Genomic DNA, 25101 nt, shown 5'->3' on the forward strand with positions numbered 1-25101 from the left:
CCTCTCTGTGCGCACCCGTTTTTGTATGTATTAGCGCACTACCAAGCACGCCCGCGCGGCCGCATGCCGTGCCCATTGCGCGTGCAGATAAGGAACAACAACATATGCGTAATTCTGTATCTGACGTCACCGACGCCGAGATCCTGGACGAGGCCCGCGAGGCCATGACCCAGGCTGCCTTCGATGCCGCCGATGAGGCCAATGCTGCCCAGGCCGTCGAGTCCGCTACCGAGAGCCTGCCCGCCTTTGACGAGCTGGGACTTTCGGACGAGATGCTTCGTGCTATCGAGAACCTGGGCTACACGGCGCCAACGCCTGTTCAGGCCGGCTCCATCCCCGTGGTGCTCGAGGGCCGTGACCTGCTTGCCGCCGCTCAGACCGGCACCGGCAAGACGGCTGCCTTTTTGCTGCCGACCATGAACAATCTGGAGCACATCGCTTCTCCCAAACCCGTGCGCGAGCGCGGCGGCCGCAACCGCCGTCGCGGTGTTAAAAAGCCCGAGGGCAACGGCCGCGGCCCCGTGATGCTCGTCATCACCCCTACGCGCGAGCTTGCCCAGCAGATCGACGAGGTCGCAAGCAAAATCGCTGACGTCACCGGCCATGTTGCCGTGACCGTCGTGGGCGGCGTGAGCTACAAGCCGCAGACCGCGGCACTTAAGTACGGCTGCGACATCCTGGTCGCAACGCCGGGCCGTCTGGTCGATCTGATCGAGCAGGGTGCCTGCCACCTGGGCGAGGTCAAAGTGCTGGTACTCGACGAGGCCGACCGCATGCTCGATATGGGCTTTTTGCCCGCCGTCCGCCGCATTGTGCGCGAGACGCCGGCCGAGCGCCAGACGCTGCTGTTCTCGGCGACCCTCGACGAGGAGGCCGTGGGCGAGATCACCGATCTAGTGAGCGACCCGGCCCGCGTGGAGATCGCGCCCGCTACGTCGACCGCCGACACCGTCGACCAGTTTGTATTCCCGGTGTCCATCGAGGCCAAGAACAACCTGCTGCCCGAGTTCCTCAAGAAGGAGGGCCCGGAGCGCACTATCGTCTTCATGCGCACCAAGCACCGCGCCGACAGCTGCTGCCGTCGTCTGGAGCGTAAGGGCATCAAGGCCGCCGCGATTCACGGCAACCGCAGCCAGGCCCAGCGCGAGCGTGCCCTTTCGGCCTTCCGCGACGGTACCGTCGACGTGCTGGTGGCAACCGATGTTCTCGCCCGCGGCATCGACATTAGCGACGTGCGCTACGTCGTGAACTTTGACGTGCCGGCCGAGCCGACCGACTACATCCACCGTATTGGCCGTACGGGCCGTGCCGGTGAGCTGGGCTGGGCCATCACGTTTGTGACCGAGCAGGACGTCGACGAGTTCTACGAGATCGAGAAGCTCATGGACAAGACGGCCGATATTTACGAAGCCGGCGACCTGCACGTGGGTCCCAACCCGCCCGCCGTTGACCCCGAGCGCGATCCTGCCGCCTTTAAGGTGAAGAAGAAGACCAAGCGCGGCAAGTCCAAGAGCAAGAAGAAGCTTGAGCAGGCGCGTCGCGACGGCAAACGCAACGGCGATGACTACGGCGATGTGGCCGGTCGTTCCAACCGCGGTCGCGACGAGCGTCGCGGCGATGGCGAGCGTCCGAGCCGTCCCAAGCGCGGCGGCAAGACCCGCGTGCGCGAAGGCGTTCAGGCTCGCGTGGACGAGGCTGTTGAGAGCGTGGCCCGCGAGGTGGCTGCCGAGGAGCGCGGCGGTGCTGTCGAGCAGGCCCCGCGTGGCAACCGTGCCGAGCGTCGTGCCAAGCAGTTCCAGGGCGAGGCACATCGCCGCCGCCGCGAGGACGAGGATCGCGGTGGCCGTCGTCGTGTCGAGCGCGAGGACGAGGGCCGCGGTTCGCGCGGTGGCAAGCGCGGTTCGGGCGACCGCCGTCGTTCCGGTCGTGATGACGAGCGCGGCGGCCGTGACGAGCGTCGCGGCGGCGAGGGTCGTGGTGAGCGTGCTGCCCGTGGCGGTGAGTCCCGTGGCGGCAAGCGCTTTGAAGAGCGCGGTAGCCGCGGCGGCGAGCGTCGCGAGGGTGCTCGCGGCAATGGCGGCCGCGGCGGCGCTGGTCGTTCTAACGAGTTGCGCGACCGTCGTGATCCGCGTGCCAGCCGCGATCGTCGCGATGACTGGCGCAACTACGACGATACCCGCGAAGAGCGTCGCGGCGGCTACCGTGGTGGTCGCGGCGGCAACCAGGCCGGTTCCCGTGGCGGCCGCGCCGGCGGTCGCGATAACCGCGGCAGCTATGGCAACAGCCGTGGCGGCAAGCGTGGTAGCAGCTCCCGTCGTCCCGGTGACGGCGGCGGCAAGCGCAAGTAACATACGCATCGCCCGCTAGAGCGAGGTGAACCAAGGGTCCCGAGCAACTACGCTCGGGGCCCTTTTTGCTTGTCGTATCCGATCGCTAGTTCAAATGTGATTTCCTCGGGAATGCATCTAGAGGATGCCGTGGACCTGTTTTCTGCCATGCGGCAATGGGTCCCATGGGGTGCGCCGTGCATTTTTTGGAGTATTCTGCAGTTCGAGTTGTCTGCATATGATCCGACGTCGCCAACGGTGGCCTTCGGATATCCCTGGCGAGCGTTCTGAGTCAGATTTCGCCGTTTTCCGGAGCAGGGGCGCGTATTTTCGCCATGTCGGGACTTAGAATGATACGGCGCCCTACAGTTTTGCCCACCCGCGGCGGTGCTAGCGTGGTCACGTTGCAGAATACTCCGTTTTTTGCACGGGCCAGGATGGGGTACCTCAGGAGAACACAGCGGTATTCCGTAAATATATACAATCTGTACCATAATTTATGCAAAATGAAGAGGCAGACAGCGTAGGGTGGGTGCATTGGGGTGCTTGGTGCATTAAAACGGGGACCCCACGTGCCGTATACTCTGGCTGGATGTGAAAACGGCTTGACGCGTTGCTGAGCGTAGGGGGAGGGTGTCTAGATGAGCGTATTCGAAATTGTGTTTAGTCCGACGGGTGGAACGGAGAAGGTGTCTTGCCTTGTGGCTGGAGCGCTGGACAAGAATACTGTTACCGTCGATCTGACCGATAGCGGGTTGGATTTCCACGAGGTCTCGATGACGAAGGACGACGTGGCTGTTATCTCCGTGCCGGCGTATGCCGGTAGAATCCCGGCTGTGGTGGCTGACCGGTTGGGCATGGTGCGCGGCAACGGGGCTCGGGCTGTTTTGGTTTGTGTATACGGAAACCGCGCGTTTGAGGACACGCTCGTAGAGCTGGAGGACGTTGCGAAGCATGCGGGATTCCGGGTGATCGCGGCAGTTGCGGCCATTGCAGAACATTCCATTGCGCGACAGTTTGCTGCCGGTCGTCCGGATGCGCAGGATGCGGCGCAGCTCGCAGAGTTTGCGCAGCAAATTCAGCAAAAGCTGTTGGCTGAGGATGCGTCCGAGCCCTCTATCCCCGGCAATCGTCCTTATAAACAAGCCGGAGGTCACCGCATGGCACCCGAGGCAACAGGGGATTGTGTCTCCTGCGGTGCATGCGCCGCGGCGTGCCCCGTTTGTGCTATCGACAAGGGTGACCCCAAACGAGCAGCTGGCGAGGCGTGCATCTCCTGCATGCGCTGCATTGCCGTATGTCCGCGAGGCGCTCGTAAGCTTGATCCCAACAAGCTATCCGCTGTTTCCCAGATGCTGAGCAAGGTTTGCGTCGTGCGGAAGGAATGCGAGCTCTTTATCTAGCGCAAGTGAGATTGGTGCAAACAAACCTGGCCCTTTTGCACCAAAAACGATCCGTTTTCCTCCGTTCCCAAGGGATCATGTGATCCGAAGGGGACGGAGGAAAACGGATCAAAAAGGAAAAATAGTAAGGCGCTCTTTTTCACATTGAATATTGCAATTTGGTAACGCGTTTTATCAAATATGGCATTTATCTGCGGTAATGTTCTATTTCACCGCTGAGGGTGACATTTCATGCCGCCTGCCGAACTGCGTGGAGACCTAACAACTTTTTAGGTCAGTGTTGTGCGTGTAGCAACTTCGCCCGGCCTCGCCTCCGGGCTGCCATGTGAGAGGGGATCTTATGGCTCGACTGCATGTAATGGAACGCAGCCACGCTCAGGCCGTCATGGACGACCTGCACGATGCGCTCGGACGTCGTCTGGCGGTGAGCTCGCTCGCCCCGTGTCCCGTGGAGTTTACGGCAGCGCTCGTCAACCTGTGCTCCACCCAGAGCTGCGGCAAGTGCACGCCCTGCCGCGTGGGCCTAAGCGCGCTGAGCGACCTGCTCGCCGATGTGCTCGAAGGGCGCGCCGATGAGTCCACACTCAACCTGATTGAGCGCACGGCCCGCACCATCTACCTTTCGAGCGATTGCGCCATCGGCTACGAGGCCGGCGCCATGGCGCTCACGGCCATTCGCGGCTTCCGCGACGATTTTGAGCATCACATTCGCGAGCACTCCTGCGGCTTTGACCGCGAGGCCCGCGTCCCGTGTGTCTCGGGCTGTCCGGCGCACGTCGACATTCCCGGGTACATTTCGCTCGTCGAGGCCGGCCGCTATGCCGATGCCGTCAAGGTCATCCGCAAGAATAACCCGCTGCCGCTCGTCTGCGGCCTGGTGTGCGAGCATCCCTGCGAGATGCATTGCCGCCGTGGCATGGTCGACGACCCCATGAACATCCTCGCCCTCAAGCGCTTTGCCGTTGAGCACAGTGACCTCAACGATTACAAGCCCAGCGTGGCCGACAATACCGGCAAGCGCATCGCCGTGATCGGCGGCGGCCCGGCCGGCCTTTCCTGCGCCTACTACCTGGCCGTGATGGGCCATAAGGTGACCATCTATGAGCAGCGCCACCACCTGGGCGGCATGCTGCGCTATGGCATTCCGAGCTACCGTCTGCCGCGCGAGCGCCTGCAGGCCGAGATCGACTGGATCTTGAGCGCCGGCATCGACGTGGAACTCGACCACTCCGTCAACGGCGAGGAGCTTGCCCGCCTGCGCGACGAGTTCGATGCCGTTTACCTGGCCATTGGCGCCCACAACGATAAGAAGCTCGGCCTTCCGGGCGAAGAGGCGCTCGGTGTGGAGTCGGCCGTCAAGATGCTGCGTGCCATTGGAGACGACGAGCTGCCCGACCTGAGCGGCCAGCGCGTGTGCGTCATCGGCGGCGGCAACGTGGCCATGGACGTGGCTCGCTCTGCCGTGCGCTGCGGTGCCGAAAAGGTGAGCATCGTCTACCGCCGTCGAATCTGCGACATGACGGCCCAGGATGCCGAGATTGCCGGCGCCCAGGCCGAGGGCTGCGAGGTTCTGGAGCTCACCGCCCCGCTCGCTATCGAGACGGGCGAGGAAGGTCGCGTGAGTGGCCTGCGCGTGCAGCCGCAGATTATCGGTGAGCCCCGTCGTGGGCGTCCGGCCCCGCGTGCCGCCGCCACGCCCGAGCGCGTCATTCCCTGCGAGCGCGTGTTCGTGGCCATTGGCCAGGACATCGATTCCAAGCCGTTTGAGGACATGGGCATCGCCTGCAAGTGGGGCTGCGTGGTCACCGATTCGGACGGCGCCGTGCCTAACTTCGATGGCCTCTTTAGCGGCGGCGACTGCCAGACCGGCCCCGCCACCGTCATCCGGGCCATCAACGCCGGCCGCGTGGCTTCGGCAAATATCGACCGCTACCTGGGCTTCGACCACAAGATCAAGCTCGACGTTGAGCTGCCGACCGTGCAGTTTAAGGGCAAGCACGAGTGCGGCCGCTGCGAGCTGAGCGAGCGCGAGGCCGGCGAGCGCATTCACGATTGGAATCTGGTCGAGCAGGGTCTCACCGAGCAGGAGGCGCGCCAGGAGGCGAGCCGCTGCCTGCGCTGCGACCACTTTGGCTTTGGCGCGTTCCGCGGAGGGAGGAACCTGGAATGGTAGAGCTCAACAAAACCACCGTCGGCGACAACAGCGAAAACGGAGCGCACAACATGGTCAAGCTCACTATCGATAATTGCGAGGTCGTGGTTCCCGAGCATACCACGATCCTGGATGCGGCCAAGTCCGTCGGCATCCAGATTCCCACCCTGTGCTATCTGCGCGATCTGAACGAGATCGGTGGCTGCCGCGTGTGCGTGGTCGAGGTTGAGGGCTGCGACCAGCTGGTTGCCGCCTGCAACAACTACGTGCTCGACGGCATGGTGGTCCACACCAACAGCCCCAAGGCCCGCGAGGCCCGTCGCACCAACGTGCAGCTGCTGCTGTCCCAGCACGATTCGCAGTGCACGAGCTGCGTGCGCAGCGGCAACTGCAACCTGCAGACCATCGCCAACGACCTGGGCATTTTCTATCTGCCGTATCAAAGGCATTTGGCGGGCGAGGGCTGGGATTTCGATTTCCCCATCATCCGCGAAAACGACAAGTGCATTAAATGCATGCGCTGCATCAAGGTGTGCGAGAGCGTGCAGGGCCTAGGGATTTGGGACCTGACCAACCGCGCCACACATACCGCCGTGGGTACCCGCGGGCGCGCACCGATCGGCAAGACCGATTGCGTCGCGTGCGGCCAGTGCATTACGCATTGTCCGACGGGCGCACTGCGCGAGCGCGACGATACCGAGACCGTGTTTGACGCGCTCGCTAATCCCGACAAGATCGTGCTGGTGCAGATCGCGCCTGCCGTGCGCAGCGCCTGGGGCGAGGAACTCGGCATTCCGCGCGAGGAGGCCACCGTTGAGCGCCTGGCTTGCGCGCTGCGCCGCGTTGGCTTTGAGTACGTGTTCGACACCGATTTCTCGGCCGACCTCACCATTATGGAGGAGGGCTCCGAGCTGCTCGAGCGCCTGGGCGCCGTCGCCAAGGGCGAGGGTGACAGTCGCGGCTGGCCCATGTTTACGAGCTGCTGCCCGGGCTGGGTGCGCTTTGTGAAGGCGCGCTATCCGGAGTTTGTCGACAGCCTTTCCACGTCAAAGTCGCCGCAGCAGATGTTCGACGCCATCGCCAAGACCTACTACGCCAAGGTGCTGGGCGTGGAGCCCGAGCGCTTGTTCGTGGTGTCCGTTATGCCGTGCACGGCCAAGAAGGCCGAGTGTGCGCTGCCGAGCATGGTGGGCGAGGACGGCACGCCCGACGTGGACGTTGCGCTGACGGTGCGCGAGATGGTGCGCATGATCCGCGCGAGCCACGTGAGCGTGGACACGCTGGTCGAGGAGCCGCTCGACACGCCGCTGGGCTTTGGCACGGGCGCAGGCGTGATCTTTGGCGCCACGGGCGGTGTGATGGAAGCCGCTGTGCGCTCGGCCTATTACCTGGTGACGGGCAAGAACCCGGATGCCGATTTCTTTACCGACGTGCGCGGACTCGACGGCTGGAAGGAAGCCGTCGCCGATATCGATGGCACTAAGGTGCGCGTCGCCGTGGCACACGGGCTGGGCAACGCCGCCCGCCTGCTCGACGCGATTCGCGACGGCCGTGTGAGCTATGACTTCGTTGAGGTTATGGCGTGCCCGGGCGGCTGCGTCGGTGGCGGCGGTCAGCCCATTCACGACGGCTGCGAGCTGGCAGCCGAGCGCGGTCAGGTGCTGTGGGGCCTGGACGCCGCTGCGGACATTCGCTTCTCGCACGAGAACCCCGATGTTCAGGCATGCTATCGCGAGTTCTTGGGTGCGCCGCTCTCGCCGCTGGCCGAGGAGTTGCTGCATACCGACCATCATGCGTGGACGATGCCCAACGAGGGGGCGTGCTAGCGATGCGTGCGTTTGATGCTGAGATGACGCGCCGAGGATTTGCCTCGGCGCTCGCCGCGGGCGCCCTGTCGCTTGCGCTCGCGGGCTGTGGCGGCGGGGCTGCCGGTGCCGGGTCTGCCGCGGGCTCGGCTGCCGGGTCTGCCGCTGACGGTGCCGCTGCCGAGCCGGTTGAGGTGCACGTCGCCTCGCTCAAGGGTCCGACGTCGATTGGGCTGGTGCAGTTTATGGACCAGGCGGCCGACGGTGCCACGGACAATGAGTTCGACTTTGCGATCAACACTGCCGCCGACGAGATTGTGCCCAAGGTCATTCAGGGCGATATCGATATCGCCCTGGTGCCCGCCAACGTGGCGAGCGTACTCTACAACAAGACCGAGGGTGCGGTGCAGGTCATCGATATCAACACGCTGGGCGTGCTGAACGTGGTGACGGGTAACGCGGACGTTACTTCGTTTGGCGATCTGGCGGGCCATACCGTCTACATGACGGGCAAGGGCACCACGCCGGAGTACGTCATGAACTACCTGTTGGAGCGCGCGGGCCTGACCGGCCAGGTGGCGCTTGAGTTTAAGAGCGAGCCCACCGAGGTGCTGTCGGCCCTGCTTGCCGATCCGTCTGCCGTGGGCGTGCTGCCCGAGCCGTTCAAGACCGCTGCCATCGCAAAGAGCGAAGGCAAGTTGTCGGCTCCGGTAAGCCTGACCGATGTGTGGGATGAGCTGGCGGGTGACACGGGCTCGCGCCTGCTGACGGGCGTGACCGTGGTGCGCCGTGCCTTTGCCGAGGAGCATCCCGAGGCCGTGGCGGAATTCCTGAGCTGCCATGCTGCGAGCGTTGAGGCCGTGAACGCGGCGCCGGCGGACTGGGCTCAGGCCGTGGTCGATGCGGATATCGTGGATAACGCCGCGATTGCCGAAAAGGCGATTCCCGGGTGCATGCTCGTGTGCCAGACGGGGAGGGATATGAAGGCGGCGCTCGGTGGGTACCTGCAGGTGCTGGCCGATGCGGACGCGAGCGCCGTGGGCGGCAAGCTCCCGGCTGACGATTTCTACTACATGGAGTAGCCCGTGCGTGCGTTTGCTCGACAAATGACAGAGCGTATGAAGGCGGTGGCGGCAGCAGGTGCCGTTGCCGCCTTTTGGCTTGCCGTGTGGGTGCTGATGGCGGGTTTCGTGGCGCAGCCGTTGATTTTGCCGGGGCCGGGCGCTGTCGTGGTGGCGTTGCTGCGACTGGTATGCGATGCCGGCACATGGGCGATTCTGGCAGGCTCGGGTGCGCGAATCTTGGGCGGGCTGGCGCTTGCCGCGGTGTGCGGCGGCGTACTGGCGGGAGTCTCGGTGCGATCGCTGACGTTTGCCCGCTTGGTGGCGCCGGCGCTTTCGTTTGTTAAGGCGACACCGGTTGCCTGCGTGGTGGTCCTGCTGCTCATTTGGTTGGGGTCGGCGCGCGTGAGCATTGCGGCGGTCTTTTTGATGGCACTTCCGGGCGTGTATTTTTCGCTGGTCGAGGGCTTGGCGCAAGCGGATAAGCCGCTGGAGCAGATGTTTCGTCTGCATGGCGTGCGGGGTTGGCGTCTGTTTTGCGCCCACACCTGGCGCGAGGTCCTGCCGTTTGTGCTTTCGTGTTCCCGCGCCGTGATTGGCATGAGCTGGAAGGCCGGCGTGGCGGCGGAGCTGATCGGCATGGCGGTGGGGCACCGTGGGTGAGCGCATCTATCAGGCAAAGCTGCTCATCGAGACGGCGGACCTGCTGGCGTGGACCGTGTTGGTCGTTGCTGCCTCGTGGGCGTGCGAGCGCGTGCTGGTGTGGTTGCTGCGAGCTTCGGGGCCCGCGGCGTGGCGTGCTGCCGTGTGGGCACATGGGCGTGGTACTCGCGGGCATTCGGGCGACTCTGCTGGCGCAGGCGCTGCGGCGGAGCTTGCGCTTGCCGTGGGCGATCGTGCGCCCTGGGCGGCGGCGCTCGACGGTCTGGCGCTTCGTGTGCCCGCCGGTGGACGTACCTGCGTGATGGGCGCCTCGGGTGTGGGCAAGTCGACGTTGCTTGCGCTGGCGGCGGGGGAGTGCGCGCCGTGCTCGATGGTGTTTCAGGATGTACGCCTGGTCGAGGACGCTTCTGCCTTGGATAACGTACTGGCGTGTGCCGACGCGCACGTGGACGCCTCGAGTGCCGCAGCCCTGTTGCACCTGCTGGTACCGGGGATCGATGTACATGCTCGTGTGGCCGAGCTCTCGGGCGGGCAGCGCCGTCGCGTCGAGATTGCCCGAGCCCTGCTGTGCCCGGGCGGCGCCGTTATTCTGGACGAGCCCTTTACCGGTCTAGATACCGCCGCACGCGACGCATGCGCCGAGGTCGTGCTCGACCTGCTCGACGGCCGCATGCTCCTGCTCGCCACGCACGATGTCGCCGACGCTCAGGCCCTCGATATCTCGGACATCATCACGCTCTAAATACTAACTCAGCTACAAAATGATTCGTTTTCCTCCGTTCCCATGGGGTCGGGTGTGGTATTCTATCTGCGGGGTAATATTTAGGAATACCAAGTAATACCAACGCCGCAGAAACAAACTCCGGATGCGGGCCAATCGGGTTGCCTTCACAGCCCGTCGCCCAGCCGCGTGGCCCGCATCTATCCGCACTACCGTCGTTTCAAAAAGGAAGCGCCATGGCAGAACACATGACCCCCGTAGTCGCGAAGGTCTTGCCCGAGGAGAAGGCAGCCTTCGCGGCGGCAACTCAGCTCGTGGGCACCACGCCGTCCAACGCCATCCGCATGTTTATCGCCGCGTTCAATCGCTGCGGCACCTTTCCGTTTGACATCTCGCCCAACGGGGCCTTTGGCAAAGAGTGTCCTCAACAGCTAGTCGTTGAAGAACGTCCCCAATGACTAGTCGTCGGGAGGAGGTCGGCATGCTCAATGCGATGATTTGGGCGCTTGCCTGTTTTGGCGTCGTCGCTGCCGATATTGCCCTGAGCGTGGTTTTGTTTTCCGCTCTGGGCGTCGCGTCAGTGTTCATGGGTTTTTCGATCGATGACCTCGGCATTCAATTGCTTCAGGCTGCCGCGCAGATGGCGTCGTTTTTGATGGCGCTGCTGTGGTGGCGTTATCTGTGGCCGCGTTCGTTTATGGCACGCCGGCAAAGCGAGCACCCGCTCGGCGGGGGAGCGCGTGGGGCGTGGAAACGCATCGCCTGCGTTATCGTGATTGGCCTTGCCCTGCAGGTGGTCGTTGGTTACGTGACCGACGCCGCGCTGTCGCTGTTGCCCGAGGCCGCGGCCGACTACAGCGAGCTTGTCGAGGAAACAGGCATGGGCGACACCAGCTATCTCGCCGTCCTGACTACGGTGCTCGGCGCCCCATTTTGTGAAGAGCTGCTGGTGCGCGGCATTATTTTTGAGTTTTCGCTCCGAGCGTTTAATCCGCAGTGCCGCCCACTTTGGAAGCGCCGGCGTCGTGCGAGCGCGCAAGGCGGCGCCATGGTGCCCTGGGCGGCCCCAAGCACGTGGGGTATCGCCGCGGCGATTGTGCTGCAGGCGGCCATCTTTGGCTTTATGCATATGAACTGGGTGCAGGGCTGCTACGCCGGCGCCGCCGGCCTCATCTTTGGTTGGGTGCTCGTGACGACCGGAAAGCTCCGCTACACGATCCTGCTGCACTTTGCCTTTAATGCCGGGTCGTATCTCATGACGTTGCTCTGGTTTGTGAACACGCCGCTCGATGTGGCAATTACGGTCGCTATCGCCGGCGTCATCCTCGTTGAGGCGATGCGCTCGCTGCGCCACGCGTGTGGGATGGACGCAGCGAGCGCACCGCTTCCCTAGTTGCGCCTGCCGCCTCCGTTGGCACCCTGACGCCCCTGAGCTGCACGGTTGCGCCCGGCAGTGTTCTGCGCGCGCGACATGCCGCTGTGCCCCTTGCTGCCCTTAGGCCCCTTGCCAGCGGCGCCACCGTGGGCCTTGCCGCCCTTCTTGCCTGCGCCATGCCCACCGCCAGCAGACGTCTCGCCCGGGCGCGGCGGCACGGGACGGATCAGGCAATGCTTGGTGTAGCCGATCAGGTCGCGACGGCAAGCCTTTTCCAGCGCCTCGCGTACCAGCTTGTAGTTCTCGGGCTTGCGATACTGGATGAGCGCGCGCTGCATGGCCTTCTCGTGCGGGTCGCGCGCCACATAGATCGGTTTCATGGTGCGCGGGTCCACGCCGGTGTAGTACATGCACGTCGACATGGTGGACGGTGTGGGGTAGAAGTCCTGCACCTGCTCGGGCATGTAACCCATGTCGCGCACGGCTTCGGCAAGGTCCACGGCTTCCTTCATGGTCGAGCCGGGGTGGCTCGAGATCAGATACGGCACCACGTACTGCTTGAGTCCGTATTCGCGATTCAAGCGTTCAAATTTACGGCAGAATGCGTCGTAGACAGCTCGGCTCGGCTTGCCCATCACGGACAGTACCGCGTCGCTCACGTGCTCGGGCGCTACGCGCAGCTGGCCCGAGACATGGTGTTCCAGCAGCTCGCGCAAAAACTCGTCCGAGGCATCGGCCATGGTGTAGTCAAAGCGGATGCCGCTGCGGACGAAGACCTTCTTGACGCCCGGCAGCTGGCGCAGGTCGCGCAGCAGCTGCGTGTAGCCGGTCTCGTCGACCACCATGTTCTTGCACACGCTCGGCCACAGGCAGCGCTTGTTCTTGCACACGCCGTGCTTGAGCTGCTTGTCGCAGGCGGGGCGGCTAAAGTTGGCCGTCGGTCCGCCCACGTCGTTGATATAGCCCTTAAACTCGGGATCGCGCGTGAGCAGCTCGGCCTCGCGCATGATCGAGTCGTGGCTGCGCATCTGCAACACGCGGCCCTGGTGGAAGGTGAGGGCGCAAAACGAGCACTCACCAAAACAGCCGCGGTTGGAGCTTATGGAAAACTTGATCTCAGCAAAGGCCGGCACGCCGCCCGCCGCGTCGTAATCGGGATGCCAGTCGCGTGCGTAGGGGAGTTCGGCCACCTCGTCCATCTCATCGGTAGTGAGCGTCGCCGACGGCGGGTTTTGCACCACATAGACGCTGTTGGGGTAGGGCTCTACCAGGCGATGCCCGGTGATGGGGTCCATATTCTGTTGCTGCACGTTAAAGCTGCGCGCGTAGTTGAGCTTGTCGGCGGCAAGGTCGTCCCAGCTGGGCAGCAGGTCGTAGTCGTAGACCTCGTCGAGCGAGCTGGTGCGGTAGACGGTGCCATTGATATAGGTAATCTGATCGATGGGCAGCCCCGCGTCGAGCGCGTCGGCGATCTCGACGATCGCGTGCTCGCCCATGCCGTAGATGAGGATGTCGGCGCCCGAGTCGAGCAGCACCGAGCGCTTGAGCTTATCCTGCCAGTAGTCGTAGTGGGCCAGGCGGCGCAGGCTCGCCTCGATGCCGCCGATGATGATGGGGGCGTCCTTGAACGTCTGACGGATGAGATTGCCGTAGACCGTGACGGCACGGTTGGGGCGGTGACCTTCCTCGCCGCCGGGGGTATAGGCGTCGGTGTGGCGGCGGTGCTTGGTCACCGAATAGTGGTTGACCATGGAGTCCATGTTGCCGGCACTGACCAAAAAGCCCAGGCGTGGCTCACCGAGCACGCTGATGCTGGCGGGATCGGTCCAGTCGGGTTGGCAGATGATGCCCACTTTGTAGCCGTGCGCGTCGAGTACGCGGCTGATGATGGCCATACCAAAGCTGGGGTGGTCCACGTAGGCGTCGCCGCAGATGTAGACGAAGTCACACTGGTCCCAGCCGCGCGCGTCCATATCGGCGCGGCTGACGGGGAGGAACTTATCGCGGCCCGGGCGCCAGGGACGGGCGGGCGCTGCCGGGGTATGAGCGGCGTGGCCGCCCTGGGCCTTGCCGCCGCGCTTTTGCTGCTGGCCGCGCTGGGCATGCTTGCCGTGCTGGTTGTGCTGAGCGTCCTGGGGCTTTTTTGCCACGATTCCTCCCGTTGTTAGTATGCTGCACGTAATTGTAACCAGTCTTTTTGGGACGGCGCTAAAAAGACTGGTGGAGTACATGGGCTGGCGGATCGGCGTGTCGGTGCGGGTGTCGGCGCCGCGCCCGCTGTTTGTTTCCAGACTGTGTATCTGCGCGTTGGAGAACCCGTCTCGCGCGCACGCCATGTTGTCAATGGGTTACAGTATGAACGGCGGCTATGTTTCCGCCAACGCACGAGAGAGTCGTCAACAAGGAGGATGCACGACGATGCAGCGTGCCAAACAGATATCGGAGTCTATTGAGCTGGGCATCATCTTGGCGCTCGCCGGTGGCTTTATGGACGTGTATTCGTACATTGGGCGCGACCATGTTTTCGCCAACGCGCAGACAGGCAACATCCTGCTCGTGGGCGTGAGCATCTCGGAGGGCAACTGGGCGCTGGCGGGACGCTATTTCTTCCCCGTGGTGTCGTTTGCCGTGGGCATTATGCTTGCCGACTTGGTGCACGAGCGGTTTGGCAGCGTGATTCACTGGCGCCAGGTGACGGTGTTTTTTGAAGCCGTTATCTTGCTGGGCGTGAGCTTTATCCCCGGTGGCGGTTACAACCTGCTCGCCAACTGCCTTACCTCGTTTGCCTGCGGCATGCAAGTTGAGAGCTTCCGCAAGATCCACGGTCACGGCATCGCTACGACCATGTGTATCGGCAACTTGCGCAACGCGCTGCAAAACGTGGACGATTACATCATCACCCACAGGCGCGGCTTTTTGGAAAACGGCCTGCTGTACTTTGGCGTGATCTTTACCTTTGTGTTTGGCGCCGTGTTGGGCAACTGGTGCATTGAGCGCATGGGCCTGCACGCCATCGTCGTGGCGAGCTTGCTGCTGTTTGTCGCGTTTGCCATCATGTTCATCGACCGCGAGCGCGACTTGCGCTTACGCTGGAAGGTTGCGGCCGAGGCTTGGAAAGAGGGCTGCCGAAAGTAACCGAATGCGGCAAAGGGGCTGTCCCTTTGCCGCAATATTTTTCATCGTCTGTTGAAACGCTTTAAATAGTTTGACGTTCTCACGCGTTTTTTGTTTCAAAAGCGTTAGGATGGGACTCATAGCGTGGAGCGTAATGGATGCCCCGCACACGATGGGAGGCTATCAATGGCTAATCGTTTCGTTCTCAATACCATCTCTTATCATGGTTCCGGCGCCATCAAGGAGATCCCCGGCGAGCTCCAGCGTCGCGGCTACAAGAAGATCTTCGTCTGCTCCGACCCCGATCTGGTCAAGTTTGGCGTTACCGCTAAGGTGACCGACGAGCTCGACGCCGCCGGCATCGCTTGGAGCCTCTACTCCGAGATCAAGCCCAACCCCACGATTCAGAACGTCAAGGACGGCGTCGAGGCCTTCAAGGCCGCCGAGGCTGACGCTATCGTGACCATCGGTGGCGGCTCCTCCATGGACACCGCCAAGGCCATCGGCATCATCATCAACAACCCCGAGTTCGCCGATGTCCGCAGCCTCGAGGGCGTTGCTCCCACTAAGAACCACGCCGTGTTCACCATCGCCGTGCCGACGACCGCCGGTACCGCTGCCGAGGTGACCATCAACTACGTCATCACCGACCCCGAGAAGGTCCGCAAGTTCGTGTGCGTCGACACCAACGACGCCCCCGAGGTCGCCGTCGTCGACCCCGACATGATGGCTTCCATGCCCGCCGGCCTGACCGCTTCCACTGGTATGGACGCTCTGACCCACGCCATCGAGGGCTACACCACCAAGGGTGCTTGGGAGCTCTCTGACATGTTCCACTTTGAGGCTATTAAGCTGATCAGCGAGAACCTGCGTGACTCCGTCGCCGAGGCCAAGTCCGGCCAGCCCGGCTCCGGCCGCGAGGGCATGGCCCTTGGCCAGTATGTCGCCGGCATGGGCTTCTCCAACGTTGGCCTGGGCATCGACCACGCCATGGCTCACACCCTGTCCGCTCACTACGACACCCCGCACGGCGTCGCTTGCGCCATGCTGCTGCCGATCGCCATGGAGTTCAACAAGCCGGTTTGCGCTGAGCGCCTGGCCAAGGTTGCCGTCGCCATGGGCGTTGACACCACGGGCATGAGCACCGCCGAGGCCGCCGACGCCGCCATCGCCGCCGTCAAGCAGCTCTCCGCCGACGTGAACATCCCGCACGTCTGCGAGGCCATGAAGGCTGACGAGATCGAGGTCCTGGCCAAGGACGCCATGGCCGACGCTTGTTTCCCGGGTAACCCGCGCGAGGCAACGCTCGACGACGTCATCGAGCTCTTCAAGAAGATCTGCCCGGCTGCCTAGCCCAGTTTGGTGGTCCTTCGCCCGTAGGTGTATGGTCTTTTGACGTGCCGCTGGCCCCGCCGTGCTACGCACGGCGGGGCTTTTTGTGCTGCGTCGATGCCCTGAGACGGACAAAACCAAGGCGTACTGCCCGCTGCGGATAGGTGGTGCACTTCCCTGCGTGCATTTTTGGGAGTATTCAACAAGCTCTTAAAAATGCATAACGTTGTGAATGGGCGGTAGTGATCCGCAGGCGCCCATCGACAGCCATTGTGGGCGGGCTATCGATGAGTGGAGGGGGTTGTTACTGAGTTTCTGCTTTGCGACGACCTGCAACACTGCTGTAACCGCGTCGTTTTGTCGTTCGTGATGGGGCCGTTGGGGCCCACGGTGCTGAATACTCCGTTTTTTGCACGGTCCAAGGTGGGGCACCCTGAGACGAAGCAAAAAGATGCCTCATTTCTATGCAAATACCAATAGGATTTATGCAAGATTGAGATTGTAAACCGTGCACGTGCACAAAACCGGTGCGGGGACGTCTGGAGGCGGCTCGGCTCCTGGGGCATTGCACGTGCAGAACGGTTAAAATCGGGACTCGGTCTTAGTTTTACTTGGAAGGATGCATATGACTTCTAATATTGATGCTTCTCTAGAGGAGACGCTCTCCTATATCGCAGGACAGCTTAAGACGCTGACTTCTATCGCTTCGCCTACGGGGTTTACTCGTGCGGCGACTGATTATCTGATGGAGACCCTGCGCGATATGGGGTTTGGGCCTGAGCGTTCTAATAAGGGTAACGTGCTCGTTGAGCTTGGCGGCGAGGGCGAGCCGCTCGTACTGGCGAGCCATGTCGATACCCTAGGCGCCATGGTGCGTTCCATTAAGGACAATGGCCGCCTGCGCCCCACGACGCTCGGTGGGCATCAGTGGTCTACGGCCGATGGCGAGAACTGCACCGTCTACACGCGCGACGGCAATGTCTACACGGGCGTGGTTCTTAACACCGAGCCTTCGGCGCACGTGGCCGACGAGCCGGTCAAGACCATCGAGAAGAACATGGAGATCTTGCTCGACGAGAACGTCGACAGCAAGGACGATGTGCTCGAGCTGGGTATTCAGACCGGCGACATCATCGCTATGGATCCTCGCACGACGGTGACGGAGAGCGGCTACATTAAGAGCCGCTTCCTGGATGACAAGCTATCGGCCGCCATTTTGTTGGGCTTGGCGCGTGCCGTCGCCGCTGGCGAGGTGACGCTTTCGCGTAAGGTTTCGCTGCTCTTTACCGTGTACGAGGAGGTGGGTCACGGCGGCGCCTTCGTGCCGGCCGACACGCGCGAGATGATCAGCGTTGACATGGGCTGCGTGGGCGACGACCTAGGCTGCACCGAGCACATGGTGTCGATCTGCGCCAAGGATTCGGGCGGTCCGTACAACTACGACCTGGTGACGGCGCTGTCCAATATCGCGCGCGAGCTTGAGCTCGATTACGCTATCGACGTGTATCCGCATTACGGTTCGGACGTCGAAGCCACGCTCTCTGCCGGCTACGACATTCGCCATGGTCTGATCGGCCCCGGCGTGTATGCGAGCCACAACTACGAGCGTAGCCACATGGACGGCGTGCGCAACACCTTCGAGCTCGTCCGCGCCTACGTACAGCGCTAGCGATGCAGCGGCCTCGGCTGATACGGCAGTACCGACCGAGGCCGTCCTCTCTAAGTTGCGGTGAAATAGGGACTGTTTGGCGGTTTTAAACGCTTAAACAGTCCCTATTTCACCGCAATTTATGAAGGGGATGGGGCTACTTAAGTGCGCCGGTCACCGTGCCGCCGCCGAGGACGATGTCGCCGTGGTAGACTACAACGGCCTGGCCGGGGGCGATGGCTCGCTGCGGCTCGTCAAAAGTCAGCAGCATTTGCCCGTCTTCGCCGCGCGTAAGGGTCGCTGCTTGGTCTTTCTGACGGTAACGGTACTTGGCGCCCACGCGAATGCCGCCGGCATCGAGTTCTGCCTCCATGCGGTCGGCAGGGGCGCTCCAGATCCAGTCGTCGGCCGTGAGTGCTGTGGCCGTTAGGTCCTCGGCCTCGCCCAGATGCACGGTGTTGTTGGCGGCATCGACGCCCGTCACATACACGGGATGCGCCATCGCGACGCCCAAGCCCTTGCGCTGGCCGATGGTATAGCGCAACGCGCCGTTATGGCGTCCGACCACGCTGCCGTCGCGCCACACAATGTCGCCCGGTGCAGCGGGATGTCCGCAGCGGCGCTCGATATAGCCCGCGTAGTCACCGTCTGGAATAAAGCAGATGTCCTCGCTTTCGGCCTTCTGGGCGTTGGTAAAGCCTTGCTCGGCGGCTATGCGGCGCACGTCGCGCTCTTTGTCTAGGCCTGCCAGCGGAAAGATCGTGTGCGCCAGGCGCTCCTGCGTAAGCGAATATAAAAAGTAGCTCTGGTCCTTTTTGGGATCTTCGCCGCGATGCAGCTGCCAGGTGCCGTCTACTGTCTGGCTTGTTTTGGCGTAATGACCCGTTGCGATGTAGTCGCAGCCCATGTCCAGCGCCGCACCGAGCAACGTGCCAAACTTTATGTGGCGGTTGCAGATGATGCACGGGTTGGGCGTCAGCCCCTCCTGGTAGGCGTTCACAAAGCGCTCGATAACGCTGTGGTCGAAGGTCTGCTGCAAGTCGAGCACATGGTGGGGTATCCCCAGACGCTCGGCGACGGCCTTCGCATCGGCGATGTCGCGGTCGACCTTACTCATGCCCGTGGCGGGATCGGGCGCGGGGCAGGTGAGGCGCATGGTGGCGCCGACGCATTCGTAGCCCTGGCTTTTGAGCAGGTACGCGGTCACGCTGGAATCGACGCCGCCGCTCATGGCGACGAGCACGCGCTTGTTGTGCATGGGGAGGTTCTCCTTGGTGGCATGTGGCCAAAAAAGAAAAGCGGCGCGGGAGGCTGGTTCCGCGCCGCAGACATTGTAGCAAGTTCGGGCGTCTCGTGGGACACCCTGATTGGATGGGCTCAGACTGCCGGGAGAGAGGAGACCGGCTCGTCCGTGGGCTCAACCTATGGGCGACAGGCCCTAGTCCTGGAAGAGCGCCGTGGACAGGTAGCGCTCGCCGGTGTCGGCAAGCAGGGCCACGATGGTCTTGCCCTCGTTCTCGGGGCGCTTGGCCAGCTGCAGCGCGGCCCACACGGCGGCGCCGGACGAAATGCCCACGAGCACGCCCTCCTTGTGGCCCACGGCGCGGCCGGTCGCAAAGGCGTCGTCGTTCTCGACGGGGATGATCTCGTCATAGACCTGGGTGTCGAGGACGTCGGGCACAAAACCGGCGCCGATACCCTGGATCTTGTGCGGGCCGGCTTGGCCCTTGGAGAGCACCGGGGAAGTGGCGGGCTCGACGGCGACGACCTTGATTTCGGGGTTCTGCTCCTTAAGGAACTCACCCACGCCGGTCACGGTGCCGCCGGTTCCAACGCCGGCGACGAAGATGTCGACCTCGCCGTCGGTGTCATCCCAGATCTCGGGGCCGGTCGTGGCCTTGTGGATGGCGGGGTTGGCGGGGTTCACAAACTGGCCGGCGATGATGCTGTTTGGCGTCTCCTTCTGCAGTTCCTCGGCCTTGGCGATGGCGCCCTTCATGCCCTTGGAACCGTCGGTGAGCACGAGCTGTGCGCCATATGCCTGCATAAGCTTGCGGCGTTCGACGGACATAGTCTCGGGCATGGTGATGATCACCTTGTAGCCGCGAGCCGCCGCCACCGAGGCGATGCCGACGCCGGTGTTGCCACTCGTGGGCTCGATGATGGTGTAGTCGCCGCCGCGCACGAGCTTGCCGGCCTTCTCGGCCTCGTCGATCATGTTCTTGGCGACGCGGTCTTTGACGGAGCCGGCGGGGTTGAAGTATTCCAGCTTGACGAGCACGCGGGCCTTGAGGTCCTCATCGGCCTCAAAGTGAGTGAGCTCCAGAAGCGGAGTGTGGCCGATAAGCTGATCGATGGACGTGTAAACATTGCTCATGGTGAACCTCCAAAGTGTTCAAATGACTGGATACCGTGTGGTTTTACGGTGTGTGTAGCAGCGAAACCCACAAACCTTATGGGTTGTTCGTTTTGCTGTTGGCAAGCATAGTAGACAGTAAAGCCTAGTAACGCAATAGGAAATAGAAGATTATTACGAGTCGATTAACCATCTTGACCGGAACGGGTATTTTCAAAACCAATATTTCGGCTAGAATTTCTACGGACTAAATGACCGAAAGGCAGCACTATACATGTTGGTTTCTACTAAGGGCAGATATGCCCTGCGCGTTATGGTCGATCTGGCCGAGCACCAGGCAGCCGGTCGCATCCCGCTCAAAGAGATCGCGGCGCGACAGGGGATTTCCGAGAAATATCTCGAGAACATTTTGGCTACGCTCGTGCGCGCCAACATGCTCTCGGGCATGCGCGGCAAGGGCGGCGGCTATGTGCTCACGCGCCCGCCCGAGCAATACACGGTGGGCGAGATCTTGCGCCTGACCGAGGGCAGTCTGGCGCCGGTCGCCTGCCTGGATGGCGACTGCAAGGGCTGCTCGCGTTCGGATGAGTGCCCCACGCTCGACGTGTGGAAGAACCTGGACAAGCTCATCAACGACTACCTCGACGGTGTGACGCTCGATCAACTTGTCGCTCCCAACCATGGCTACGACTACGTCATCTAACCCACACCTGCATTTGGGGACGGGGTGGAAATGGTAGATTTTCTCGCCCTTTGAGACTTGGCAAATAAGAAGGCCGCCCATTTTTGCGATGGGCGGCCTTCGTTTTGGGCTGTTGAGACGGACACGGCCGGAATGGCCGTTTTAGTCCTCGGCGATGCTGTCGAGGATGCTGCGCGTGATGGACACCAGGATGCTGCCCATAAAGGCCGATCCAAAGCTGGCGATGGAGATGCCGACGCCCAGCAGGTTGACCGACAGGTAACTCGCGAGCTCAAGCATAAAGCTGTTGACGACAAGCTGGAAAATGCCCAGCGTAATGATCGTGAGCGGCAGCGAGATGACCGTGAGGAACGGTTTGACGAACGAATCGACAATGTTCAGGAACAGTCCCACAAAGGCAAAGCAGACCCAGGTCTCGGCAAAGCCGAAGGGTTGGATACCGGGGACGAGAAACGTGGCGATCGCGATGGCGATCGAGGTGAAGAGCCAGTTAAGCATAAAGCGCATGGCGTGAATCCTTTCTTGCGCCGGGATTGCTGGCGTCGCGTGAAGCGGCTTACGGCGGCGACCTGGATGGTTGCGCGGGCGCGCCGCGGTGTTTGGGCGCCCATTGTCTCAAATATTCGTGGAGCTTACGTGCGCATATGGTTTCTAAACGGCGTTCGTCCTGAAAAACGCGCCGCTGGCAGAGAGTCTTGTCGCTTTAGTTTGGTGGTGTGCTACACTGCTACGGGCAAAAGCCACAGGCGTTGCCCTATTGCATAGAACGGGTGAACGATGCCCGATGTCAGTATCAACTTCGATGCCTTTTGGCGGGTTTGGCGGTGATCGATGAATATCGAGAACATGTTTGACAAGCCTGATGTCAAGCAGCTGGTCCACGCATTTAGCCTTTTGGACGACGAGAAGGATATCCAAGCGTTTTTGACCGATATCTGCACGCCGCGCGAGATTTGCGACCTTTCTCAGCGTTTGCAGGTTGCGCGCTATTTGGACGAGGGCGAGCCTTATGTTGAGGTTCAGGCCCGTACCGGCGCTTCGTCCACCACGGTGAGCCGCGTTTCAAAGGCGCTGAACGGCGAGTACGGTGGCTACCGCAAGATCCTCATTAAGTTGGAGGATGGCGAGTAGGCCAGCGACAACATTGAATTACGAAGAACCGTCCCTCCGGGGGCGGTTTTTTGATCCCTTGGGGACGGAGGAAAACGAATCACCGGGTTAGACTGACCCCCTCTGTGATCCATTTTCCTCCGTCCTCAAGGGATCAAATCTGTTGGCGTGGGGCAAATCTGTCCGCTTGGGCGGGTAGGATGGATGCATTGATTATTGCGAACAGTTTGAGCGGAGGACCATGCCTGTTCGAATCTATACCACCAATGCCGGCACGGATTTGAGCGATGCCGAGGCGGCGCTACTGGCCGACCTGGTTGCCCGCCACGGGCGCGCTGTTCTGTTGGCGCCAACATTTGCCGAGCTCGACCTGTGCCGCCATGATGCGGCGGAAGCCGGGGTTTCACTGGGTGTCGACTACAAGACGCCCACATCGTGGCTCAGCTCGCTGTGGGAGCTTATGGGCGATGGCCGCAGCTTTGTGGACAACCTTCAGCGCCAGATGCTGTTCTCGGACATGATCGACCGCCGCGACGACGCCGCTCTGCAGCCGCTTTCGCGCAGCCAGGGCACAGTGCGCATGCTCGCGCGCATGGCCCGCGACGTGTTGCCGGGCGTTGCGGGGACGGGTGCCGAACGATGCCGTGGCGACAACTGCCAGCCTGAGCCAAAAAGCGATGCCGAGGCTCGTTTGTTCGAGCTTTTGCGCGCCTACGCGGGCGGTTTGGACCGTCGAGATATGGTTGAGCCCTGCGAGGCAGCTGACATTATGACCAGTGTCCTGGCCGATAGTCTGCCGGCGTGCACTCGCGCCGTATGCGTGCGCGGTATCACGTCGTTTACGCACGGTCTGCTCGAGCTGCTGTCTGCCGTGGCGAACAATGGGGGAGAGGTCGTCGTGCTGCTTGCCCGCGAGCAGGCGGCGATGCGCGAGGAGCTTGCCACGGCATTTGATGCCCGCGATGTGTTGTTTGAGATCGCGCCGCTAGGGGAGGGTGTCGGCGCGTCTGATGCCGCTTACGGGACCGCCGCTCAGCCTGCCTTTATTGAGGTCGCTGGCCCCCATGCCCGTGCTCATGCTTATGCGGACGCAATTGATGATCTGGTAAAAACGTGCCGGGGTTCCGAGGTCGACGGCGCTTCTGCCGACCCCGTGCGCGTGCTCGTTGTTTCTGCCCGGGCACCCCAGCTGTTCGGCGAACTCGCCTCTCGTCTGGCGGCGCGTCACATTGCGGCCGAGACGACTGAGTTCACGGCGTTTTCCCAGTCCATCGCGGGCAGGCAGTTTACGGCGCTCGCCAACCTGATCGAGCGTATGAAAGCCGCCGACGAGGGCACCGCTTCCAAGACCGAGTGGTGGCCCGCTTCAGAGCTTACCGACTGGATTTATAGCCCGCTTTCGGGTGCCGACGCCGCGAGCGCCCGCGGCTTCGACAAGAACATGCGCCTGTCGCGCAACAAAACCACTGCGGGCGTCAAGAGCCTGCTGCAGAGCGTGCAGGGCCAGGTGAGGGGCGCCCGCAAGGCCGCTAGCGAAGATAACTGGTTTAAGAACGTGCCATGCGTGGTCTCGGACGTGTTTCAGGCGCTGTGGCGCGACAAACCCGTGACGGCGCTCAAGGCCATGCTCGCCGTTGCCGAGGCGCTGCCCGATCGCGCCCTAGGCGGCCTTGACGGCCAGGCCCGTCGCCAGGCAGAGACGGCTCTGCTGCGTCATGTCATCGACATCCTTATGAACGATGCTCGCGCACTCGACGTGTCGCAGGCCGCGACCGTGCCGGTTCTCGACGGCGTTCGAACCAAGGTGGACAAGCGCAGTACCGCTTACGATTACGCGACCTACGAGGTCGATCGCACGCCACGGGCACAAGTGCGCTTCGTGTCGCTTGCCGATGCGTCGGTTTTGCGTCCTGGCGGCTACGATGCCGTGCTGTTTGCCGATGTCGACCTGGACAGCTATCCGCTTTCGCACGAAGAGGGCCCGCTTGCCACATTGACGGCCGAGCTGCGCCGCGACGGCGTGTCTTTGGAGCCCGCCGCCCTGCTGCGCGTGCGCTTTGGCCGTGCGATGCAGGCGGCGAGCGGTCCGGTCGCGCTCGCCCGCGTGACGCACGATCGCCAGGCGCGCGAGTGCTACCCGGCAGCCGTATGGACCGAGCTGCGGGCACATGCCGAGGCCGCTGGCGCTGCCAAGCCCACGCGCGTGGGCGAGGGCGATATCATCGCCGACTTTGATCCCGCTGCAGGCGAAGGTTTTAGGCGCGAGCGCGTGACCTGCGAAGCTCCTCAGCATCTGAGCGATGAAGCCATTCCGTATCTGGTCCTGCGCCGTCGCGATGGCGAGGGCGAGGACGCGCCGCTCGTGCCGCGTCTGACGTCCGCCTCGCAGATCGAGGCCTATTCTACCTGCCCACTGTGCTGGTTCGTGTCGTATCGCGTCAAGCCCCAGTCTATCGACGCGGGCTTTGGCAACATGGAGAAGGGCAACTTTGTCCACGACGTGCTGGAGCATCTGCATGCCCGTCTGCCCCAAGAGGGCATGGAGCGCGTGACGCCCGAGAACCTGCCGCGCGCACAGGAGCTGCTGCGCGAGGTCTTTGACGAGACCTTGGCCGAGCACGCCGGCAAGCGCGGTGCCGAGGGTCCGCTCGTGCCGCTCTCTCCGGTAGAGGAACGTCAGGTGGCCGAGATTCTGCCGCAGCTGGAAGGCGTGCTCGCCTACGAGTCCGAGGCACTTGCCCCCTTTGCGCCACGCTACCTTGAGTTCGCCTTTAATGAGCTTAAGGTCGAGTATGCCGGTTGGCCGCTCGGCGGGCGCATCGACCGCGTGGATGTGGACGCCGAGAACCGCGCCGTGGTAATCGACTACAAGCATCGTTCGGGCGTTGAGGAGTTTAAGCTTGCCGACCCCACGGTGCGTGACGAGGAGACGGGCGAGGCTCCCATCGACGACCCGCGCTGGCTGCCGCCCCATACCCAAACGCTCATCTACGCGCAGGCCATGCGTCGGGCACTGGGCTTGGATACCCGTGCAGCGCTCTATTTTTCGACCAAGGGCGGCAAGCCCGCGCTGCGCGGTGCGGCGAGCGCCGAGTTGCTCGAGGAAGAGCGCGGTGACGGTCGCATCCCGGGCCTCAAGAAGGGCTTCCCGGGCGAGGGCGGCAGCATGGACTTCGATGCCCTGCTCGATCGCGTGGAGGCCGGCATCGCCGAGCGCCTGCGCGAGCTCGAGGCGGGCAACGTTGCCGCCGTCGACCCGGCGTCGGCTCAGGCCGCGCATGCGCGCTGCTCGTATAACCACGAAGGAACGTTTGTAAGGAGGGACGTGTAG

At 62.7% G+C, this 25101-nt stretch carries 19 protein-coding genes; 15 read left to right on the top strand and 4 right to left on the bottom strand.

Annotated elements, in window-relative coordinates:
* Window positions 1-104 precede the first annotated feature (104 nt).
* The 9 genes from PMX60_RS00370 (at window position 105) to PMX60_RS00410 (ending at window position 11525) form a co-directional block, all read left to right on the top strand.
* Window positions 105-2348: a DEAD/DEAH box helicase gene (locus tag PMX60_RS00370; protein WP_271746488.1), complete on the top strand. Its 2244-nt coding sequence runs from the start codon at window positions 105-107 to the stop codon at window positions 2346-2348.
* Window positions 2349-3028: 680 nt separating this feature from the next.
* Entirely contained in the window at window positions 3029-3730 is a 702-nt protein-coding gene (locus PMX60_RS00375; protein ID WP_271746489.1) for a ferredoxin family protein, read from the top strand.
* A gap of 340 nt (window positions 3731-4070) precedes the next feature.
* Window positions 4071-5903, top strand: a complete 1833-nt coding sequence (locus PMX60_RS00380; RefSeq protein ID WP_271746490.1) for an NAD(P)-binding protein — start codon at window positions 4071-4073, stop codon at window positions 5901-5903.
* Window positions 5897-7708, top strand: a complete 1812-nt coding sequence (locus tag PMX60_RS00385; RefSeq protein ID WP_271746491.1) for a [FeFe] hydrogenase, group A — start codon at window positions 5897-5899, stop codon at window positions 7706-7708. Before PMX60_RS00380 ends, PMX60_RS00385 begins: the two co-directional genes overlap by 7 nt.
* Before the next feature lie 2 nt (window positions 7709-7710).
* The gene (locus tag PMX60_RS00390) at window positions 7711-8769 is read left to right on the top strand and encodes an ABC transporter substrate-binding protein (protein ID WP_271746492.1); all 1059 of its coding nucleotides are present in this window, start codon (window positions 7711-7713) and stop codon (window positions 8767-8769) included.
* A gap of 3 nt (window positions 8770-8772) precedes the next feature.
* Window positions 8773-9411: an ABC transporter permease gene (locus PMX60_RS00395; RefSeq protein WP_271746493.1), complete on the top strand. Its 639-nt coding sequence runs from the start codon at window positions 8773-8775 to the stop codon at window positions 9409-9411.
* Entirely contained in the window at window positions 9404-10153 is a 750-nt protein-coding gene (locus PMX60_RS00400; protein ID WP_271746494.1) for an ATP-binding cassette domain-containing protein, read from the top strand. The genes PMX60_RS00395 and PMX60_RS00400 overlap by 8 nt, the downstream gene beginning before the upstream one ends.
* Before the next feature lie 215 nt (window positions 10154-10368).
* Window positions 10369-10590, top strand: a complete 222-nt coding sequence (locus PMX60_RS00405; RefSeq protein ID WP_161144799.1) for a type II toxin-antitoxin system RelB/DinJ family antitoxin — start codon at window positions 10369-10371, stop codon at window positions 10588-10590.
* A complete protein-coding gene (locus PMX60_RS00410; RefSeq protein WP_271746495.1) occupies window positions 10587-11525 on the top strand; it encodes a CPBP family intramembrane glutamic endopeptidase in 939 nt (312 codons plus the stop codon). Before PMX60_RS00405 ends, PMX60_RS00410 begins: the two co-directional genes overlap by 4 nt.
* On the opposite strand, the gene PMX60_RS00415 is transcribed toward PMX60_RS00410, so the two are convergent.
* The gene (locus tag PMX60_RS00415) at window positions 11522-13657 is read right to left on the bottom strand and encodes a YgiQ family radical SAM protein (RefSeq protein ID WP_271746496.1); all 2136 of its coding nucleotides are present in this window, start codon (window positions 13655-13657) and stop codon (window positions 11522-11524) included. The genes PMX60_RS00410 and PMX60_RS00415 overlap by 4 nt on opposite strands.
* 268 nt (window positions 13658-13925) lie before the next feature.
* On the opposite strand from PMX60_RS00415, the gene PMX60_RS00420 reads away from it, so the two are divergent.
* From PMX60_RS00420 to PMX60_RS00430, 3 genes are all read left to right on the top strand, one after another.
* Window positions 13926-14642, top strand: coding sequence for a YoaK family protein (locus PMX60_RS00420; protein ID WP_118377270.1), 717 nt, complete (start codon window positions 13926-13928; stop codon window positions 14640-14642).
* A gap of 165 nt (window positions 14643-14807) precedes the next feature.
* Complete coding sequence (gene fucO, locus PMX60_RS00425; protein WP_035137361.1) at window positions 14808-15974, top strand: lactaldehyde reductase; 1167 nt, start codon at window positions 14808-14810, stop codon at window positions 15972-15974.
* A 604-nt stretch (window positions 15975-16578) separates the two neighbouring features.
* Window positions 16579-17622, top strand: coding sequence for a M42 family metallopeptidase (locus tag PMX60_RS00430; protein ID WP_271746497.1), 1044 nt, complete (start codon window positions 16579-16581; stop codon window positions 17620-17622).
* 136 nt (window positions 17623-17758) lie between these two features.
* Here the strand turns inward: PMX60_RS00430 and mnmA are convergent, their stop codons facing one another.
* Both mnmA and cysK read right to left on the bottom strand, forming a co-directional pair.
* Window positions 17759-18982 carry a tRNA 2-thiouridine(34) synthase MnmA gene (gene mnmA / locus PMX60_RS00435; protein ID WP_271746687.1) on the bottom strand — a complete coding sequence of 408 codons (1224 nt, stop codon included), beginning with the start codon at window positions 18980-18982 and terminating at the stop codon, window positions 17759-17761.
* 57 nt (window positions 18983-19039) lie between these two features.
* A complete protein-coding gene (cysK, locus tag PMX60_RS00440; RefSeq protein WP_055310201.1) occupies window positions 19040-19978 on the bottom strand; it encodes a cysteine synthase A in 939 nt (312 codons plus the stop codon).
* A 253-nt stretch (window positions 19979-20231) separates the two neighbouring features.
* On the opposite strand from cysK, the gene PMX60_RS00445 reads away from it, so the two are divergent.
* On the top strand, window positions 20232-20660 hold the full coding sequence (locus PMX60_RS00445; protein ID WP_022094857.1) for an RrF2 family transcriptional regulator: 429 nt from the start codon (window positions 20232-20234) through the stop codon (window positions 20658-20660).
* Window positions 20661-20801: 141 nt separating this feature from the next.
* Here PMX60_RS00445 and PMX60_RS00450 read toward each other — a convergent pair whose 3' ends face one another.
* Window positions 20802-21167, bottom strand: a complete 366-nt coding sequence (locus tag PMX60_RS00450) for a phage holin family protein (protein WP_035137358.1) — start codon at window positions 21165-21167, stop codon at window positions 20802-20804.
* Window positions 21168-21491: 324 nt separating this feature from the next.
* Between PMX60_RS00450 and PMX60_RS00455 the strand changes: the two genes are divergently transcribed.
* A complete protein-coding gene (locus PMX60_RS00455) occupies window positions 21492-21791 on the top strand; it encodes a YerC/YecD family TrpR-related protein (RefSeq protein WP_022094855.1) in 300 nt (99 codons plus the stop codon).
* Window positions 21792-22011: 220 nt separating this feature from the next.
* Window positions 22012-25101, top strand: coding sequence for a PD-(D/E)XK nuclease family protein (locus PMX60_RS00460; protein WP_271746498.1), 3090 nt, complete (start codon window positions 22012-22014; stop codon window positions 25099-25101).

The organism is Collinsella aerofaciens (assembly GCF_028206995.1).
GTDB classification, from domain to species: Bacteria; Actinomycetota; Coriobacteriia; order Coriobacteriales; family Coriobacteriaceae; genus Collinsella; species Collinsella aerofaciens_AQ.